Origin of the sequence: Streptomyces sp. NBC_00370 (assembly GCF_036084755.1) — a bacterium.
In the GTDB taxonomy this organism is placed as follows: Bacteria; Actinomycetota; Actinomycetes; order Streptomycetales; family Streptomycetaceae; genus Streptomyces.
In genome coordinates this window covers 7,116,494-7,132,229 of sequence record NZ_CP107968.1, presented here as the reverse complement: position 1 = coordinate 7,132,229, position 15,736 = coordinate 7,116,494, and the positions used below count along the sequence as shown (strand labels likewise).

The 15,736-nt window shown below is 70.4% G+C and carries 14 protein-coding genes and 1 pseudogene; 9 read left to right on the top strand and 6 right to left on the bottom strand.

Features of this window, described 5'->3' with window-relative positions; translation table 11 throughout:
• Positions 1-55: 55 nt before the first annotated feature.
• Positions 56-2,143, top strand: a complete 2,088-nt coding sequence (locus OHS57_RS31700) for an MDR family MFS transporter (protein WP_328584126.1) — start codon at positions 56-58, stop codon at positions 2,141-2,143.
• A gap of 23 nt (positions 2,144-2,166) precedes the next feature.
• On the opposite strand, the gene OHS57_RS31695 is transcribed toward OHS57_RS31700, so the two are convergent.
• Together OHS57_RS31695 and OHS57_RS31690 are read right to left on the bottom strand one after the other, a co-directional pair.
• A complete protein-coding gene (locus tag OHS57_RS31695; RefSeq protein WP_328584125.1) occupies positions 2,167-2,628 on the bottom strand; it encodes a YchJ family protein in 462 nt (153 codons plus the stop codon).
• A 4-nt stretch (positions 2,629-2,632) separates the two neighbouring features.
• Entirely contained in the window at positions 2,633-3,634 is a 1,002-nt protein-coding gene (locus tag OHS57_RS31690; RefSeq protein ID WP_328584124.1) for a helix-turn-helix domain-containing protein, read from the bottom strand.
• 52 nt (positions 3,635-3,686) lie between these two features.
• On the opposite strand from OHS57_RS31690, the gene OHS57_RS31685 reads away from it, so the two are divergent.
• A complete protein-coding gene (locus tag OHS57_RS31685; RefSeq protein ID WP_041993028.1) occupies positions 3,687-4,097 on the top strand; it encodes a cupin domain-containing protein in 411 nt (136 codons plus the stop codon).
• A gap of 73 nt (positions 4,098-4,170) precedes the next feature.
• On the opposite strand, the gene OHS57_RS31680 is transcribed toward OHS57_RS31685, so the two are convergent.
• Positions 4,171-4,932 (bottom strand): IclR family transcriptional regulator, encoded by a 762-nt coding sequence (locus OHS57_RS31680; RefSeq protein WP_328584123.1) that lies wholly within the window; start codon positions 4,930-4,932, stop codon positions 4,171-4,173.
• A 183-nt stretch (positions 4,933-5,115) separates the two neighbouring features.
• Here OHS57_RS31680 and OHS57_RS31675 point away from each other — a divergent pair, with 183 nt between their 5' ends.
• The 7 genes and pseudogenes from OHS57_RS31675 (at position 5,116) to OHS57_RS31645 (ending at position 13,632) form a co-directional block, all read left to right on the top strand.
• Positions 5,116-6,279: a mandelate racemase/muconate lactonizing enzyme family protein gene (locus OHS57_RS31675; protein ID WP_041993020.1), complete on the top strand. Its 1,164-nt coding sequence runs from the start codon at positions 5,116-5,118 to the stop codon at positions 6,277-6,279.
• Positions 6,276-7,289 (top strand): zinc-dependent alcohol dehydrogenase, encoded by a 1,014-nt coding sequence (locus OHS57_RS31670; protein WP_328584122.1) that lies wholly within the window; start codon positions 6,276-6,278, stop codon positions 7,287-7,289. Before OHS57_RS31675 ends, OHS57_RS31670 begins: the two co-directional genes overlap by 4 nt.
• Before the next feature lie 86 nt (positions 7,290-7,375).
• On the top strand, positions 7,376-8,353 hold the full coding sequence (locus tag OHS57_RS31665) for a hypothetical protein (RefSeq protein ID WP_041993017.1): 978 nt from the start codon (positions 7,376-7,378) through the stop codon (positions 8,351-8,353).
• A 7-nt stretch (positions 8,354-8,360) separates the two neighbouring features.
• On the top strand, positions 8,361-9,467 hold the full coding sequence (gene chvE / locus OHS57_RS31660) for a multiple monosaccharide ABC transporter substrate-binding protein (protein ID WP_041993014.1): 1,107 nt from the start codon (positions 8,361-8,363) through the stop codon (positions 9,465-9,467).
• 68 nt (positions 9,468-9,535) lie between these two features.
• Positions 9,536-11,005 (top strand): annotated as a pseudogene (mmsA, locus tag OHS57_RS31655) (multiple monosaccharide ABC transporter ATP-binding protein); the annotation flags it as partial.
• A 5-nt stretch (positions 11,006-11,010) separates the two neighbouring features.
• On the top strand, positions 11,011-12,195 hold the full coding sequence (mmsB, locus tag OHS57_RS31650; protein WP_041993010.1) for a multiple monosaccharide ABC transporter permease: 1,185 nt from the start codon (positions 11,011-11,013) through the stop codon (positions 12,193-12,195).
• A gap of 84 nt (positions 12,196-12,279) precedes the next feature.
• Complete coding sequence (locus OHS57_RS31645) at positions 12,280-13,632, top strand: 6-phospho-beta-glucosidase (protein ID WP_328584121.1); 1,353 nt, start codon at positions 12,280-12,282, stop codon at positions 13,630-13,632.
• 97 nt (positions 13,633-13,729) lie between these two features.
• Here OHS57_RS31645 and OHS57_RS31640 read toward each other — a convergent pair whose 3' ends face one another.
• From OHS57_RS31640 to OHS57_RS31630, 3 genes are read right to left on the bottom strand one after another with little or no spacing between them, the layout of a single operon-like run.
• Positions 13,730-14,530 carry an SAM-dependent methyltransferase gene (locus OHS57_RS31640; RefSeq protein ID WP_041993005.1) on the bottom strand — a complete coding sequence of 267 codons (801 nt, stop codon included), beginning with the start codon at positions 14,528-14,530 and terminating at the stop codon, positions 13,730-13,732.
• A gap of 60 nt (positions 14,531-14,590) precedes the next feature.
• The gene (locus OHS57_RS31635) at positions 14,591-14,827 is read right to left on the bottom strand and encodes a DUF397 domain-containing protein (protein ID WP_041993002.1); all 237 of its coding nucleotides are present in this window, start codon (positions 14,825-14,827) and stop codon (positions 14,591-14,593) included.
• Positions 14,828-15,691: a helix-turn-helix domain-containing protein gene (locus OHS57_RS31630; protein WP_041992999.1), complete on the bottom strand. Its 864-nt coding sequence runs from the start codon at positions 15,689-15,691 to the stop codon at positions 14,828-14,830.
• Positions 15,692-15,736: the final 45 nt, after the last annotated feature.

The following is a 15,736-nucleotide window of genomic DNA, read 5'->3' as shown; positions in this document are numbered from 1 at the left end:
ACCGGTCTGGCCGCCCCCGCATGCGGGGGCGGCGGCGCGGTGTGACGGTGCAAGGGTGACCACAGCCAGCGAGACCACGAATCCGGCGCCGGCTCCCGAACCCCCCGTGCTCGAAGGACGGCAGCGGAACATCGTCTTCGGCACGATCATGCTCGGTGTGCTGCTGGCCGCGCTCGACCAGACGATCGTCGGCACGGCGCTGCCGACGATCGTCGCGGATCTCGGCGGCGCCTCCCACATGTCCTGGGTGGTCACCGCGTATCTGCTGGCCGAGACGGTCTCCACGGTCCTCGTCGGCAAGTTCGGCGACATGTTCGGGCGCAAGCTGATCTTCCAGGTGTCGGCGGTCATCTTCATCACCGGCTCGTTCCTCTGCGGTCTCGCGACCGACATGATCCTGCTGATCTCCTTCCGCGCGCTCCAGGGCATCGGCGCCGGCGGTCTCATGGTCACCGCCATCGCGCTGATCGCCGATGTCATCCCGCTGCGTGAGCGCGGCAAGTACCAGGGCGCCATCGGCGCCGTGTTCGGGGTGTCGACGGTCGTCGGGCCGCTCCTCGGCGGGGTGTTCACCGACCATCTGACCTGGCGCTGGTGCTTCTACGTCAATGTCCCGATCGCCGCGCTCGTGGTCGTCGCCGCCGCCCGTACCATCCCCGCCGTCCGCTCGGCGCTGCGCCCGGTCATCGACTACCTGGGCATCGCGCTGGTGGCGGTCGGGGCCAGCGCCCTGATCCTGGCGACGAGTTGGGGCGGCAACCAGTACGCCTGGGGCTCGCCGACGATCATCGCGCTGTTCACCGGCGGTGTCGTGGCGCTCGCGCTGTTCTGTGTGGCCGAGACCCGGGCGGCGCAGCCGATGCTGCCGATGCGGCTGTTCCGCAACCCGGTGTTCGCCGTCTGCTCCGTCCTCAGCTTCATCGTGGGTTTCGCGATGCTCGGCGCGCTGACCTTCCTGCCGACCTATCTCCAGTACGTGAAGGGCGACTCGGCGACGATCTCCGGGGTGCGCACCCTGCCGATGGTCGTCGGTCTGCTGCTCGCCTCGGTCTTCAGCGGCAACGTGGTCAGCAAGACCGGCTCGTACCGCTACTTCCCGGTGGTCGGGACGCTGGTGATGGCGGTCGGGCTGTATCTGATGTCGCACATGGGTCCTGGCTCCGGGGTGTGGCTGGAGTCGCTGTACATGTTCGTGCTGGGTGTCGGCATCGGACTGTCCATGCAGGTGCTGACCATCGCGGTGCAGAACACCGTCGACTACTCCGACCTCGGCACGGCGACGTCCGGGGTCACCTTCTTCCGTACGCTGGGCAGTTCGTTCGGCACGGCCGTCTTCGGCACGATCTACGCCAACTCGCTGAGCGGCCATCTGCGTACGGGGGTCGCCGAGGCGGTCAGGAACGGCGGGAGCGCTGCGGCGGTCTCCAAGGCGGCGGGGAGCCCGCGGACCCTGCACCGGCTGCCGGCCGCCCAGTCGGGGCCGCTCGTGCAGTCGTACACGGACGCGCTGCAGACGGTGTTCCTGTGGGCGGTGCCGGTCGCCCTCGCCGGGTTCGTGGTGGCGCTCTTCCTCAAGCAGGTGAAGCTGCGGGACTCGGCGCGGGCCGGCTCCACCGACATGGGCGAGGGGTTCGCCTCACCGAGCGGCAGCAACTCGGCGCGGGTGCTGGAGCTGTCCGTCGCGAAGATCCTGCACAGCGCCCACCCGGACACCGGGCGCGGCATCGTCGTCGCTTCGGACACCCGGCTCGACGTCGCGGGCGCCTGGGCGGTGATGCAGGTGGAGCTGTTCAGCCGGCTCGTCGGGCACGCGAGCGTCGGGCTGATCGCCGCGAGCCGCAGCATGCCTCCCGAGGTGCTGGTGCCGGTCTTCCAGCGGATGGTGGACGAGGGTTATCTCACCCGGCACGGCAATCTCTTCGCGCACACCGAGGCGGGGCGGCGCGAGGCGGCGCTGATCACCTCGGCGTGGGGGCGCTGGCTCAACGAGCGGCTGGCCACCGACCGGGGCGCTCCGAGCGACGCCGAGCTGCGCCGCGCCGTGGACTCCATCGCCAAGCGGCTGCTCGCCGAGGACCTGGCGAGGCCGCTGCGCCCGGCCCCGCGCCGGGTGCCGGCGGGCGCGACGGCGGTGGAGGACTGATCAGCCGGGGCGGGAACAGCCGGTCAGTCGAGGTAGCTGCCGTCCACGTAGACCCAGGCGCCGTCGTGCCGGGCGAAGCGGCTGCGTTCGTGCAGCGCGCCCCGGCTGCCCAGGTTGGTGTAGCCGGCCCGGAAGGTGACCGTGCCATGGGTGTGGAAGGCGGTCCCCTCGGTGCTGTCCAGGATCTCCAGGCCGGTCCAGCGCATCGCCGGGTCGAGGTCGACGCCCGACGGGCGGGTGGCCGGGTCCCAGGTCTTGAGCAGATACGACTCGTCCAGGACGACGAAGGCGCTGTAGCGCGAGCGCATCAGCAGCACGGCGGTGGGCGCGGTCATGGGCCCGATGTGGAACCGCCCGCAGCACTCGCCGTACGGGGCGGGGAGCCCGCAGGGGCACGGCGCCCCGGTGGGGTGCTCCGGGGCCGAGGGGCGGGTGCCGGGGCCGGTGGCGCCGGTGCGCCGGGGGCGGGCGGGACGTCGGGACATGCCCCTATTGTGCCTCGGCGGAGGCGCGGAAAGCCCCTGGTTGCTGTCCTGGACCGAAGCGCCGGCGGTACGCGCTGGGCGGCAGTCCGGTGCGCCGGCGCAGCTGGGCGCGCAGGTTCGCCGCGGTGCCGAGGCCGCTGAGCCTGGCCACCCGCTCAAGACGGGTCTCGCCGTGCTCCATGAGCCGGCAGGCGAGGGCGACGCGCTGTGCGGTGAGCCAGGCCAGCGGGGTGGTGCCGAGCTGGGTGCGGAAGCGGCGGTGCAGCGTCGCCTGGCTGACGGCGGCGCGTACCGCCAGGTCGGGGACGGTCAGCGGGGTGTCGAGGTGGGCGGTCGCCCAGTCGAGCAGCGGGGCGAGCGAGGAGTCGGGGACGGCGGGCAGCGGCTGCTCGATGAACTGCCGCTGGCCGCCGTCGCGGTGCAGCGCGAAGACGAGCCTGCGGCTGACGGCGACCGCCGCTTGCGCGCCGTGGTCGCGGCGGATCAGCTCCAGGCACGCGTCGAGGGCGGCCGAACTGCCGGCGGCGGTGACGATGTCGCCGTCGTCCACGAACAGCACGTCCGGATCGAGCCGTACGGCGGGGAAACGGTCGGCGAACTGGCGCGCCCAGCGCCAGTGGGTGGTAGCCCGCCGGCCGTCCAGCACCCCGGCGGCGGCCAGCGTGAACGAGCCGCTGCAGAAGCTGACCAGCCGGGCGCCACGGGCGGCGGCGCGGCGGACGGCGTCCAGCACGGCGGGCGAGGGCGGGGTCTCGGGGTCGGGGCGGTTGGGCGCGATGACGGTGTCGGCCCGGTCCACGGCGTCGAGCCCCGCGACACCGGAGAGCTGGAAGAAACCGGAGTGCATCCGTACCGAGGGGGACTCGGCGCACAGCTCGAAGTCGTACCAGGGCCCGTCGATCTCCGGCCGGTCGAGTCCGAACATCTCGGTGGCGACGCCCATCTCGAAGGGGTTGGAGCCGTCGGCGACGATCATGACGACCCGGTGCGAGGAATCTTGCGGCATACGCGATTCCTAGCACTCACGCGACGGGGCGGGCAACACCCACGATGGAGCCATGACCACTGAGCGCACGCAGCCCAGCACCCGGCCCATCGCCCTGGCCGCCGCCCTCGACTCCTTCGACGCCGTGTGGAGTCCGCGCATCGTGACCCGGGTCAACGACTACGACATCCGTATCGCCAAGGTGGTGGGAGAGCACATCTGGCACGTCCACGAGCAGACGGACGAGTTCTTCCAGGTGCTGGAAGGCGAGCTGCTGATCGGGCTCCGCGAGGACGGTGGCGAGCGGACCGTCACCCTGCCGCGCGGTTCGGTCTTCACCGTGCCGCGCGGGATCTGGCACAAGCCGTCCTCGGCCGGCGGCGCCTCGATCCTGGTCGTCGAGCCGAGCGGCACGCTCTCGGTGGGCGACCGGCACGACGAGGTGCCCGGCCATGTCGACGCCACGACGGGGCACGCCCTGTGACCGCCGCGCGGCGGCTGAGCCACCTGCTCGAACAGAGGTGCCCGACCCGTACGCGGGCTGAGAGCGGCGGCGGTCAGCGGTGGCCCAGCCGCGCCGAGAGGGCGTTCGCGCCGTTGGACGCGAGCTGGGCCAGCTCGCTCTCCCGCTCGTCGCTCCAGCGGATCATCGGTACGGAGATGGACAGGGCGGCGACGACCCGGCCCCTGCTGTCGCGGACGGGCGCCGCCACGCAGCTGACGTCGGGGTTGGACTCGCGGTGCTCAACCGCCGTACCGCGCTCCCTGACCCGGTCCAGCTCGGCACGGAGCGCGGCCGGGTCGGTCAGGCTGCCGGGGGTCATCGCGGCCAGTTCGCGGCCGGCGAGCCGCGCCTCCAGTTCGGTCCGCGGCAGCATGGCGAGCAGCATCTTGCCGACCGACGTGCAGTGGGCGGGCAGTCTGCGGCCCGCGGCCGAGACCATGCGGACGGCGTGGGTGGAGTCCACCTTCGCGATGTAGATGACGTCCGTGTCCTCCAGGACGGCGACATGGACGGTCTCGTCGCAGGTCTCCGCGACCTCACGGGCGACCTGCTGTCCCTCGGCGGCCAGGTCGAGTTGTTCCGCGTAGCGGCTGCCGAGCTGGTAGGTGCGTACGCCGAGCCGGTAGCGGCCGGGCTGGTCCGGCAGGGCGACCAGGTACGAGCGGGCGGCGAGCGTGGTGAGCAGTTCGTGCACGGTGGTGCGGGGCAGCCCCAGCCTGCGGATGACGTCGGGCGCGGTGAGGGTGCCGTCGCCGTCCAGGAACAGCTCCAGAATGTCCATCGCCCGCGTGACCGCGGGGACCAGCCGTCCCATGTCCGACCACCAACCTCGTTCGGTGTTCCGGCCGTTGGCCGATATGACGAACACAGGTTAGCTCTCGGCACACCCATTGACACCCCTCGGTGGAGCTGAATACGGTCACGCCCAGCATTTCGAACGCTTGACGAAATTTCGAACAAGCTCTGCGGACCGGGCTCGACGGAGAGGCCAACTGCCTTGCGGATCACCGGAATCAGCACGCATGTCGTCGGGACGCCCTGGCGCAACCTCACCTACGTCCTCGTCCACACCGACGAGGGTCTGACCGGGGTCGGCGAGACCCGGATGCTCGGCCGCACGGACGCGCTGCTGGGCTATCTGCGGGAGGCCGAGGCCAACCACATCGCCGGGTCCGACCCGTTCGCGGTGGAGGATCTGGTCCGCCGGATGAAGTACGGCGACTACGGGCGGGCCGGCGAGATCGTGATGTCGGGCATCGCGGTGGTCGAGACGGCCTGCTGGGACATCAAGGGAAAGGCGCTGGGTGTCCCGGTGTGGCAGTTGCTCGGCGGCAAGGTGACCGACCGGGTCAAGGCGTACGCCAACGGCTGGTACACCACCGAACGCACCCCCGACGCCTACCACAAGGCCGCCGAGGCGGTGGTGGCGCGCGGCTACCGGGCCCTGAAGATAGACCCGTTCGGCACCGGGCACTTCGAGCTCGACCGGGCCGCCTCCAACGAGGCGGTGGCGCTGATCGAGGCGGTGCGCGACGCGATCGGGCCCGACGCCGAGCTGATGCTGGAGATGCACGGCCGGTTCAGCCCCGCCACCGCCGTACGGCTGGCGCACGAACTCGCGCCGTTCGCACCGGCCTGGCTGGAGGAGCCGGTGCCGCCGGAGAACCTGAAGGCGCTGCGCAAGGTCGCCGACAAGGTGGATCTGCCGATCGCCACCGGCGAACGCGTTCATGACCGGATCGAGTTCCGCGAACTCTTCGAGTCGCAGGCGGCCGACATCATCCAGCCGGACGTCGGGCACATCGGCGGCATCCTGGAGGCCAGGAAGCTCGCCGCCACCGCCGAGACCCACTACGTACTGGTCGCCCCGCACAACGTGGGAGGTTCGGTACTGACCGCCGCCAGCCTGCAACTGGCCGCCTGCACACCGAACTTCAAAATCCTTGAGCACTTCAACGACTTCGCGGACGCCGACATCAAGAAGGTCGTCACCGGTGCGCCGGAGGTCGATCCGCGGACGGGGTGCTTCGAGGTGTCGCACGCACCGGGGCTCGGTGTCGAGTTCGACCCGGAGGCGGCGGCCGAATTCCCGCAGCAGCAGGCGCGGTTCGACCTGTGGGCGGACGGCTGGGAGAAGCGCGCACCGAAGGCTCCGCGATGAGCAGCCGGGCGATCGTCGTCGAACGGCCCGGCGCGCACCGGCTGGTGACCGGTCCGGTGCCGGTACCGGGCCCCGGCGAGGTGCTGGTGCGGGTCGCCGCCGCCGGGATCTGTATGAGTGACCGGGAGGTGTACGACGGACGGCGCGACGCGGGTTACGTCCGCTACCCGGTCACCCCGGGCCACGAGTGGTCGGGGACGGTCGAGGCGGTCGGCGAGGGCGTCGACCGGCGGCTGACCGGACGCCGGACGGTCGCCGAGGGGTTCCGTAACTGCGGGGTGTGCGACCGGTGCCGCGAGGGCGAGACCTCGCTGTGCGCTGCGGGGTACGACGAGACGGGGTTCACCCGGCCCGGCGCCTTCGCCGACCATCTGCTGGTGCCCGCCCGGCTGTTACATCCGCTGGACGACGCGGCGGACCTGCGGTCGGCGGCGCTCCTTGAGCCGGCCGCCGTGGTGGCGGCCGCCGTAGGGGCCGCCGCTCCGCAGCCGGGTGAGCGGGTCGTCGTGGTGGGGACGGGAACGCTGGGCCTGCTCGCCGTCCAGTTGCTCGCCCGCTACTCCCCCGCCGAGCTGACGGTCGTCGACCCACGGACCGAACGGGCCGAGCTGGCACGGGAGTTCGGCGCGACGAGCGTGCGCACCCCCGAGACGGCCACGGACGAGCACGGCCGCTACGACCTGGCCCTGGAGACGGCGGGCGCCCCGGCGACAGCGACCGCGGCCTGTGCGCTGGCGCGGCGCGGCGGCCGGGTGCTGCTCACCGGCATCTTCCCGCCGGACGCGACCGGCATCGACCCGGCGAACCTGACGCTGCGTCAACTCACCGTGCGGGGCGTCTTCGGCGCCCCGACCGCGGCCTGGGCCTTCGCCGTACGGGCGTTCACCGCCGGGCTGCTCGCACCAGGACCGCTGATCAGCCACGAGTTCCCGCTGGAGAAGTACGCCGAGGCCGTGGCGCTGGTGGGCGGCGGCGGCCCCGGCACCGGCAAGGTGCTGCTGCGCCCCTGACCACGCCGGGGCCCTGGCCCGGCACGCCCGACGTTCCGAACCTCGTCCGGTATGTCGAACAAAGAAACCGACCGAAGGACTCGTCCGTGACCGACGCATCAGCTTCCGTCCCCCGGCGCCCCGGCGAAGAGGCACTCGCCGCGCTCGGCCTGGCCGCCCCCGAGCACAACCCGGCGGACACCTCTCCCCACGCGTTCCCCGACGGCGGCAGATGGCGCACCGAAATTCCCTCGGTGGAGGGGCCCGAGGCCCTTGCCGAGGTGTTCAAGGAGTCGGCGCGCCTCGATGTGCCGATCCACCGGGTGAGCCAGGGCAGCGGCGTCTGGATGCTGTCCGACACCGACATCACCGACATGGCCGACGCGTGCGCCGCGCGCTCCGTCGAGCTGTGCCTGTTCACAGGCCCGCGCGGCACCTGGGACATCGGCGCCGCCACCCGCAGCGACTCGGGCGGCGCGGGACTGCGCGCCCGCGGCCATGACGCGCTGGCCGGCTGCGTCGAGGACGCGGTACGCGCCGCCGAGTTGGGGGTGCGGTGTCTGCTCGTCGCCGACGAGGGGGTCCTGTGGACCCTGCACCGGCTGCGGGAGCGCGGCATCCTGCCCGCCGACACCACGCTCAAGGTCTCGGCGCTGGTCGGCCCGGTCAACCCCGCGTCCTACGCGGTGGTCGAACAGCTCGGCGCCGACTCGGTCAACATCCCCTCGGACCTGTCACTCGCGCAGCTCACCGAGATCCGCCGGGCCAGCCGGGCGCCGATGGATCTCTACATCGAGGCGCCCGACGATCTGGGCGGCTACGTCCGGATGTACGAGACGGCCGAGCTGATCAGGCGCGGTGCGCCGCTCTACCTCAAGTTCGGCCTCTCCAAGTCCCCCGGTATCTACCCCTACGGAGCCCAGCTCCGCGAGACCGCCCTGAGCAGCGCCAGGGAACGGGTCAGGCGCGGCCGGCTCGTACTCGATCTGCTCGGCAGGCTCGGCGCCGACGGCGGTATGTCACCGCTCGGCTCCCGGCTGCCCGGGCCGCTCAACCGCTTCCCACTCCTCCACGAAAAGGACTGATGCCGTCATGCGCACCCGCGGATCAACGCTCGCCGTCGTCGCCACGGCCCTCGCCCTCTCGCTCGCCGCGTGCGGGCAGAGCAGCGAGGGGGGCAGCAAGGCCGAACAGAAGGACGGCGGCAAGGGCGGCACCATCGGCATCGCCATGCCGACCAAGTCGTCGGAGCGCTGGATAGCCGACGGCAACAACATGGTCGCCCAGTTCAAGAAGCTCGGCTACAAGACCAATCTGCAGTACGGCGAGGACGACGTCTCGCAGCAGGTCTCCCAGGTCGAGAACATGATCACGACCGGGGTCGACGTGCTGGTGATCGCCGCCATCGACGGCCGCGCGCTGAGCGACGTACTCCAGCAGGCCGCCGACAAGGACATCAAGGTGATCTCGTACGACCGGCTGATCCTGGGCACCAAGAACGTCGACTACTACGCCTCGTTCGACAACGAGAAGGTCGGGGTCCTGCAAGCGTCGTACATCGTGGACCGGCTCGGTCTGGCCAAGGGCGCGAAGGGCCCGTTCTCCATCGAGCTGTTCGCCGGGTCGCCGGACGACAACAACACCCGCTACGTCTTCGACGGCGCGATGAAGACGCTCAAGCCGTACCTCGACAAGAAGCAGCTCGTCGTCAGGAGCGGCCAGACCCGGCTGAACCAGCTCACGACGCTGCGCTGGGACGGCGGCACCGCGCAGAAGCGCATGGACAACCTGCTGACCAAGGCGTACGGCTCGCAGGACGTGGACGCCGTGCTCTCCCCGTACGACGGCATCTCGATCGGCATCCTGTCGGCGCTCAAGTCCGACGGCTACGGCACGGCGGCCAAGCCGTACCCGGTCGTCACGGGGCAGGACGCCGAGGTGGCGTCGGTGAAGTCGATCATCGCTGGGCAGCAGACCCAGACGACGTTCAAGGACACCCGGGCGCTGGCCAAGCAGGCCGTGCAGATGGCCGACGCGATGCTCACCCACAAGAAGGTCGAGGTCAACGACGAGACGACGTACGACAACGAGGCCAAGGTCGTGCCGGCGTTCCTGCTGAACCCGGTGAGCGTCGACAAGTCCAACTACAAAGCCGAACTCGTCGACTCCGGGTACATCAAGGCGAGTGACCTCGGGTGACCGCTCCGGTGCTGGAAATGCGGTCCATCGTCAAGACGTTCCCCGGGGTCAGGGCGCTGTCCGAGGTCTCCCTCACGGTGGCGCCCGGTGAGGTGCACGCCGTCTGCGGGGAGAACGGCGCGGGCAAGTCCACGCTGATGAAGGTGCTCAGCGGCGTCCATCCGCACGGCAGTTACCAGGGCGAGATCCTGTTCGAGGGCACGCCCTGCGCCTTCAAGGACATCGGCGCGAGTGAGGCGCGCGGCATCGTGATCATTCATCAGGAGCTGGCCCTGATCCCCTACTTGTCGATCGCGGAGAACATCTTCCTCGGCAACGAGCGGGCGACCCGGTCCATCATCAGCTGGAACGAGACGCTGCGGCAGGCGGCGGCGCTGCTGAAACGGGTGGGGCTCGACGAGCATCCGCAGACGCGGGTCGCCGACATCGGCGTCGGCAAGCAGCAGCTCGTGGAGATCGCGAAGGCGCTCGCCAAGAAAGTGCGGCTGCTGATCCTGGACGAGCCGACGGCCGCACTCAACGACGGGGACAGCGCGGCGCTGCTGCGGCTCATCCGGGAGCTGAAGGCGCACGGCATCACCTCGATCATCATCTCGCACAAGCTGAACGAGATCGCCGAGGTCGCCGACTCCGTCACCGTCCTGCGGGACGGCAGGACCGTCGAAACCCTCGACGTGGGCGCGGAGTCCACGACCGAGGACCGCATCATCCGCGGCATGGTGGGCCGCGATCTCGACCACCGTTTCCCCGAACGCACCCGTTACGAGGGCGATCCGGGGACGCATCCGGCGCTGGAGGTGCGGGACTGGACCGTGCACCACCCCATCGACCAGCAGCGCAAGGTGGTCGACGGGGTCTCGTTCCAGGTCCGCAGGGGGGAGATCGTCGGTCTCGCCGGGCTGATGGGCGCCGGCCGCACCGAGCTGGCGATGAGCGTCTTCGGGCGCTCCTACGGCCGCGACATCAGCGGCACCGTCCTCAAGGACGGCCGGGAGATCCGGACCCGGACGGTGCCGGAGGCGGTCGGGCACGGCATCGCGTACGTGACCGAGGACCGCAAGCGCTACGGGCTGAACCTGATCGACACGATCGGCCGGAACATCACGCTGAGCGCGCTGTCCAAGGTTTCCAACCGCGGCTTCGTCGACGGGCACGAGGAGCGGCGGGTCGCCGAGTCGTACCGCGCTTCGATGAACATCAAGGCGCCGACCGTCTTCGAGCAGGTCGGCCGGCTCTCGGGCGGCAACCAGCAGAAGGTCGTCCTCAGCAAGTGGATCTTCGCGGGTCCCGAGGTGCTGATCTTGGACGAGCCGACCCGCGGCATCGACGTCGGTGCCAAGTACGAGATCTACACCGTCATCGACCGGCTGGCCGCGCAGGGCAAGGCGGTCGTCCTGATCTCCTCCGAACTGCCCGAACTGCTCGGTATGTGCGACCGGGTCTACACGATGGCGGCCGGCCGGCTGACCGGCGAGGTGCCGAGGGCCGAGGCGACCCAGGAAGTCCTGATGCGCCACATGACCAGGAACGTGAGGTAGTCGCCATGGGTCAGGACACCACCGGGGCGCTGCTGCTGGAAGCGGCGCGGCGCAACATGCGGCAGTACGGGATGCTCGTCGCGCTCTGTCTGATCGTCGTCCTGTTCGAGATATGGACCGACGGCGTGCTCCTCAAGCCCAACAACGTCACCAATCTGGTGCTGCAGAACAGCTACATCCTGGTCCTCGCCATCGGCATGATGATCGTCATCATCGCGGGCCACATCGATCTCTCGGTCGGCTCGCTGGCCGCCTTCGTCTCGGCCGCCTGCGCGGTGATGATGGTGGAGCACCAGGTCCCCTGGGTGCTCGCGCTGGTGCTGGGGCTCGCCATCGGGGCGGTCGCCGGGGCCTGGCAGGGCTTCTGGATCGCGTACGTCGGCATTCCGTCGTTCATCGTGACGCTCGCGGGCATGCTGCTCTTCCGCGGCGGCACCCAGATCCTGCTCGGGTCGCGGTCGCTCGGTCCGTTCCCGGAGGGCTTCCAGAAGATCTCGACGGGCTATCTGCCCGAGGTCGGCCCGGACACGAACTACCACAATCTGACGCTGCTGCTGGGCCTCGCGCTGCTGGCCTTCGCCGTCTTCCAGGAGGTCAGGGACCGGCGCAGGCAGCGGGCCTACGAGCTGGAGGTGCTGCCCCGCAATCTGTTCCTGCTCAAGTGCGGGGCGCTGGCCGCCGCCGTGCTCGCCTTCACGATGACGCTGGCCAGCTACCGCGGCGTCCCCGTCGTCCTGCTGCTGCTCGCCGCGCTGCTCATCGGGTTCGGCTTCGTCATGCGCAACGCGATCGTGGGCCGTCATGTGTACGCGCTCGGCGGCAACCAGGCGGCGGCGAAGCTCTCCGGGGTCAAGGACCGGCGGGTCACCTTCCTGGTCTTCGTCACCATGGGGGTGCTCGCCGCACTGGCCGGGATCGTGTACGCGGCCCGGCTCAACGCGGGTGTGCCGCAGGCCGGGGTCAACTTCGAACTGGAGGCCATCGCCGCGGCCTTCATCGGCGGCGCCTCGATGAGCGGCGGTGTCGGCACGGTGTTCGGGGCCGTCATCGGCGGTCTGGTGCTCGGCGTGCTCAACAACGGCATGTCCCTGGTGGGCGTCGGCACCGACTACCAGCAGGTCATCAAGGGTCTCGTGCTGCTGGCCGCCGTCGGCTTCGACGTGTGGAACAAACGAAAGGTGGGTGGCTGACGCGCGGCGGGCCCGCCCTCTCGGCGATGATCGGTACCGGCCGGGTGACCTCCGCGCCGACCGACACGAAGGGCGGTTCACTGGATGAGGCTGACGATTCTGGGCGGTGGCGGTTTCCGGGTGCCCCTGGTGTACGGCGCGCTGCTCGGCGACCACGGCGAGGGCCGGATCACCCGGGTCACGCTGTACGACGTCGACCGGGGGCGGCTCGGCGCCGTCGCCCGGGTGCTGGCCGAGCAGGCGGCGGGCGTGCCGGGGGCGCCGGAGGTCGTCGCCACCACGGATCTGGACGAGGCGCTGCTCGGCGCCGACTTCGTCTTCTCCGCGATCCGGGTCGGCGGGCTGGAAGGGCGCGCCGCGGACGAGCGGATCGCCCTGGCCGAGGGGGTGCTCGGGCAGGAGACGGTCGGCGCGGGCGGTATCGCGTACGGGCTGCGCACGGTCCCCGTCGCCGTCCGTATCGCCGAGCGGGTGGCGGCGCTGGCGCCCGACGCCTGGGTCATCAACTTCACCAACCCGGCGGGGCTCGTCACCGAGGCCATGTCGCGGGTGCTCGGTGACCGGGTCATCGGGATCTGCGACTCACCGGTGGGGCTCGGCCGGCGGGTCGCCCGGGTGCTGGGCGCCGATCCGGATCAGGTCTGGATCGACTATGTGGGGCTGAACCATCTGGGCTGGCTGCGCGGGCTGCGGGTGGCGGGCAGGGACGAGCTGCCCCGGCTGCTGGCCGACCCGGCGGCGCTGGGCTCCTTCGAGGAGGGCCGGCTGTTCGGCCCCGAGTGGCTGGCCTCGCTCGGTGCGATCCCCAACGAGTATCTGCACTACTACTACTTCAACCGCGAGACCGTACAGGCCTACCGGTCAGCCGAACGCACCCGTGGCGCCTTCCTCCGCGACCAACAGGCGGGTTTCTACGCCGGGTTGGCCGGACCCGAGAGCACGGGGTCCGCGCTGGACGCGTGGCACCGTACGCTCTCCGAGCGCGAGGCCACGTACATGGCGGCCAACCGTACGGCGGCCGGGGTGGGCGAACGGGACTCCGCCGACCTGGAGCCGGGCGGCTACGAGAAGGTCGCGCTCGACCTGATGCGGGCCGTCGCACGTGACGAGCGGGCGACCCTGATCCTGAACGTCCGCAACGGCACGACGCTGCGGGTGCTGGACGCCGACGCGGTCATCGAGGTGCCGTGCCTGGTCGACGCGAACGGCGCGCATCCGATGACGGTCGGTCAACTTCCCGGCCACGCGGTGGGGTTGGTCACCGCGGTCAAGGCGGTCGAGCGCGAGGTCCTGGAAGCGGCGAGCGGCGCCTCACGGGCGAGCGCGGTCAAGGCGTTCGCCCTGCATCCCCTGGTCGACTCGGTGACGGTGGCCCGGCGGCTGCTGGACGGCTACACGGCGGCGCACCCGGGGCTCGGCTATCTGCGGCGGAGCTGAGTCGCCCGGCTCGGACCGCGTCCGGAAATGACGCGTGCGATGCCGCAGCGCACCTGAAAAGTGCTGCGGCACCGCACGCGTACCCCACCCGTTCTCTCTATGGTTTGCGTGCCACGCCCGCGTAGCCCGGTATCGGTTCGCCGCCGGGTGCGGAGGTGGCCTCTCCCGGATCCGGACGCCACCGCTCGGCCAACGCGACGCCCGGCTCGACGAGTTCGAGTCCGGTGAAGAACTCGGCGAACTCGTCACGAGAGCGCAGGGCCAGCGTGAGGCCCCGGTTCTCGTACAGGGAGCGGGCCTGTTCCGCGCTGTCCGGGGTGAAGTCCCCCGTTGCGTGGGAAAGGACGAGATAGCTGCCCGGAGACAGCGGTTCGAGCAGTCGCCGCACCAGGTCGTGCGCGCCGTCCTCGTCGGAGACGAAGTGCAGCAGCGCGACGAGCGACAGGGCGACAGGCCTGTCGAAGTCCAGGATCCCGGCCGCGGCCTCGATGATGGCATCGGGTTCGCGGGCGTCGGCCTGGACGTACTCCGTGGCGCCCTCCTGGGTGCTGCGGAGCAGCGCCTCTGCGTGCCGGAGGACTATCGGGTCGTTGTCGGTGTAGACGACACGGGAATCGGGGGCGACCTCCTGGGCGATCTGATGGAGATTCGGTTGGGTCGGGATACCCGTCCCGATGTCCAGATACTGCCGTACTCCGCCGGTGGTACCGAGCCAGCGGGTGGCGCGGTGCATGAAGCCCCGGTTGACCTTGGCCATCTCGTGCGCCCTGGAGTCCAGGGTGAGCAGCTGCCGCCCCATCTCCTCGTCGACGGGATAGTTGTCCCGCCCGCCGAGGAGCCAGTCGTACACCCGGGCCGGATGCGGCTTGCTGGTGTCGATGGGGAGGTGCCCGGTCATGCGCGCTCCATGAGTCTCAGGGTCTGTGGGCAGGATCTGCGGAACAGGAGTGGCTGCGGATCAGGTCAGCAGGAAGTCCGCCTGCCCTGACTTGGCCCCCTGGATGAAGGCCTCGATCTCGCCGGTCGTGTAGATCAGTGCGGGGCCTTCAGGGTCGGCCGACTGACGCACCGCGACTCTGCCGTCGGCCAGCTTCATGGCCTCGATGCAGTTGCCGCCGTTGCCGCCGCTCCACGGCTTGTGCCAGCCATCGGCGCCAAGGTCGGTGGCGGGCATGCCGTTGTATATGGGATCCATTCACAGCTCCTTGCGGACATCCTTGAGGATCTCCTTCGTGCGTTGTGCAGTCGCGGCCTGCGCCGCCATCCGGTCCATGACCTCCAGGTGAGTGGCCACCTCCGGGCGTGCGTCGAGATAGACCGCGCCCGTCAGGTACTCGCTGAAGACCATGTCCGGAAGTTCTGGTACAGCGAAACGGAAGATCACGAACGGCCCGTAGGTGCCGGGATGGTGCCCGCTCGCGAATTCCGCGATCTGTAGCGTCACATTGGGCAGGTCGGCGGCTTCGAGCAGCCGGTCGATCTGCTCCAGCATGATGTCCGGGTCGTCACCGACGGGCCGGCGCAGCACCGTCTCGTCCATGACCACCCAGAATCTCGGTGCGTCCTCCCGGGTGAGCAGCGACTGGCGCTCCATCCGGAGTGCCACGTGCCGTTCCATCTCCGCCGGCTGGGCCTGCCCCACGGCCCCCGCGTGCATGACGGACCTGGCGTACCCCTCCGTCTGGAGCAGCCCGGGAACGAAGTGCGGTTCGTAGGCCCGCAGGAGGGATGCGGCGCCCTCCAGGCTGACATACATGCTGAACCAGTCCGGCAGGATGTCGTGGAAGCGCTGCCACCAGCCGGGCTTGTTCGCCTCCTCCGTGAGGTCGACGAACGCGTCCGACTCCTCCTGAGCGACCCCGTAGGCCCTGAGCAGCACCTGTACATACGGGATCTTCAGCGTGACCTCGGCCGTCTCCATCCTGCGGATCGTGGCCGGCGCCACGCGGAGCAGCTTGGCGGCCTCTTCGCGTTTCAGGCCGGACCGCTCGCGCAGGTCCTGCAGACGTCTGCCGAGCACGACCTGACCCACGGTCGGGGCTGACCGCGGTTCACTCACTTTGGAGACCTCCCCACGCACGATTGGCAGCAGTCTGCCATGACT

What these genes read in the sequence shown, in the direction of transcription:
- mmsB (WP_041993010.1), top strand. Translation starts at nt 11,011, where the DNA reads ATGGGTCAGGACACCACCGGGGCGCTGCTGCTGGAAGCGGCGCGGCGC.
- OHS57_RS31695 (WP_328584125.1), bottom strand. Translation starts at nt 2,628, where the DNA reads ATGTCCCGACGTCCCGCCCGCCCCCGGCGCACCGGCGCCACCGGCCCC.
- OHS57_RS31635 (WP_041993002.1), bottom strand. Translation starts at nt 14,827, where the DNA reads ATGGATCCCATATACAACGGCATGCCCGCCACCGACCTTGGCGCCGAT.
- OHS57_RS31690 (WP_328584124.1), bottom strand. Translation starts at nt 3,634, where the DNA reads ATGCCGCAAGATTCCTCGCACCGGGTCGTCATGATCGTCGCCGACGGC.
- OHS57_RS31670 (WP_328584122.1), top strand. Translation starts at nt 6,276, where the DNA reads ATGAGCAGCCGGGCGATCGTCGTCGAACGGCCCGGCGCGCACCGGCTG.
- OHS57_RS31685 (WP_041993028.1), top strand. Translation starts at nt 3,687, where the DNA reads ATGACCACTGAGCGCACGCAGCCCAGCACCCGGCCCATCGCCCTGGCC.
- OHS57_RS31680 (WP_328584123.1), bottom strand. Translation starts at nt 4,932, where the DNA reads ATGGGACGGCTGGTCCCCGCGGTCACGCGGGCGATGGACATTCTGGAG.
- OHS57_RS31640 (WP_041993005.1), bottom strand. Translation starts at nt 14,530, where the DNA reads ATGACCGGGCACCTCCCCATCGACACCAGCAAGCCGCATCCGGCCCGG.
- OHS57_RS31645 (WP_328584121.1), top strand. Translation starts at nt 12,280, where the DNA reads ATGAGGCTGACGATTCTGGGCGGTGGCGGTTTCCGGGTGCCCCTGGTG.
- chvE (WP_041993014.1), top strand. Translation starts at nt 8,361, where the DNA reads ATGCGCACCCGCGGATCAACGCTCGCCGTCGTCGCCACGGCCCTCGCC.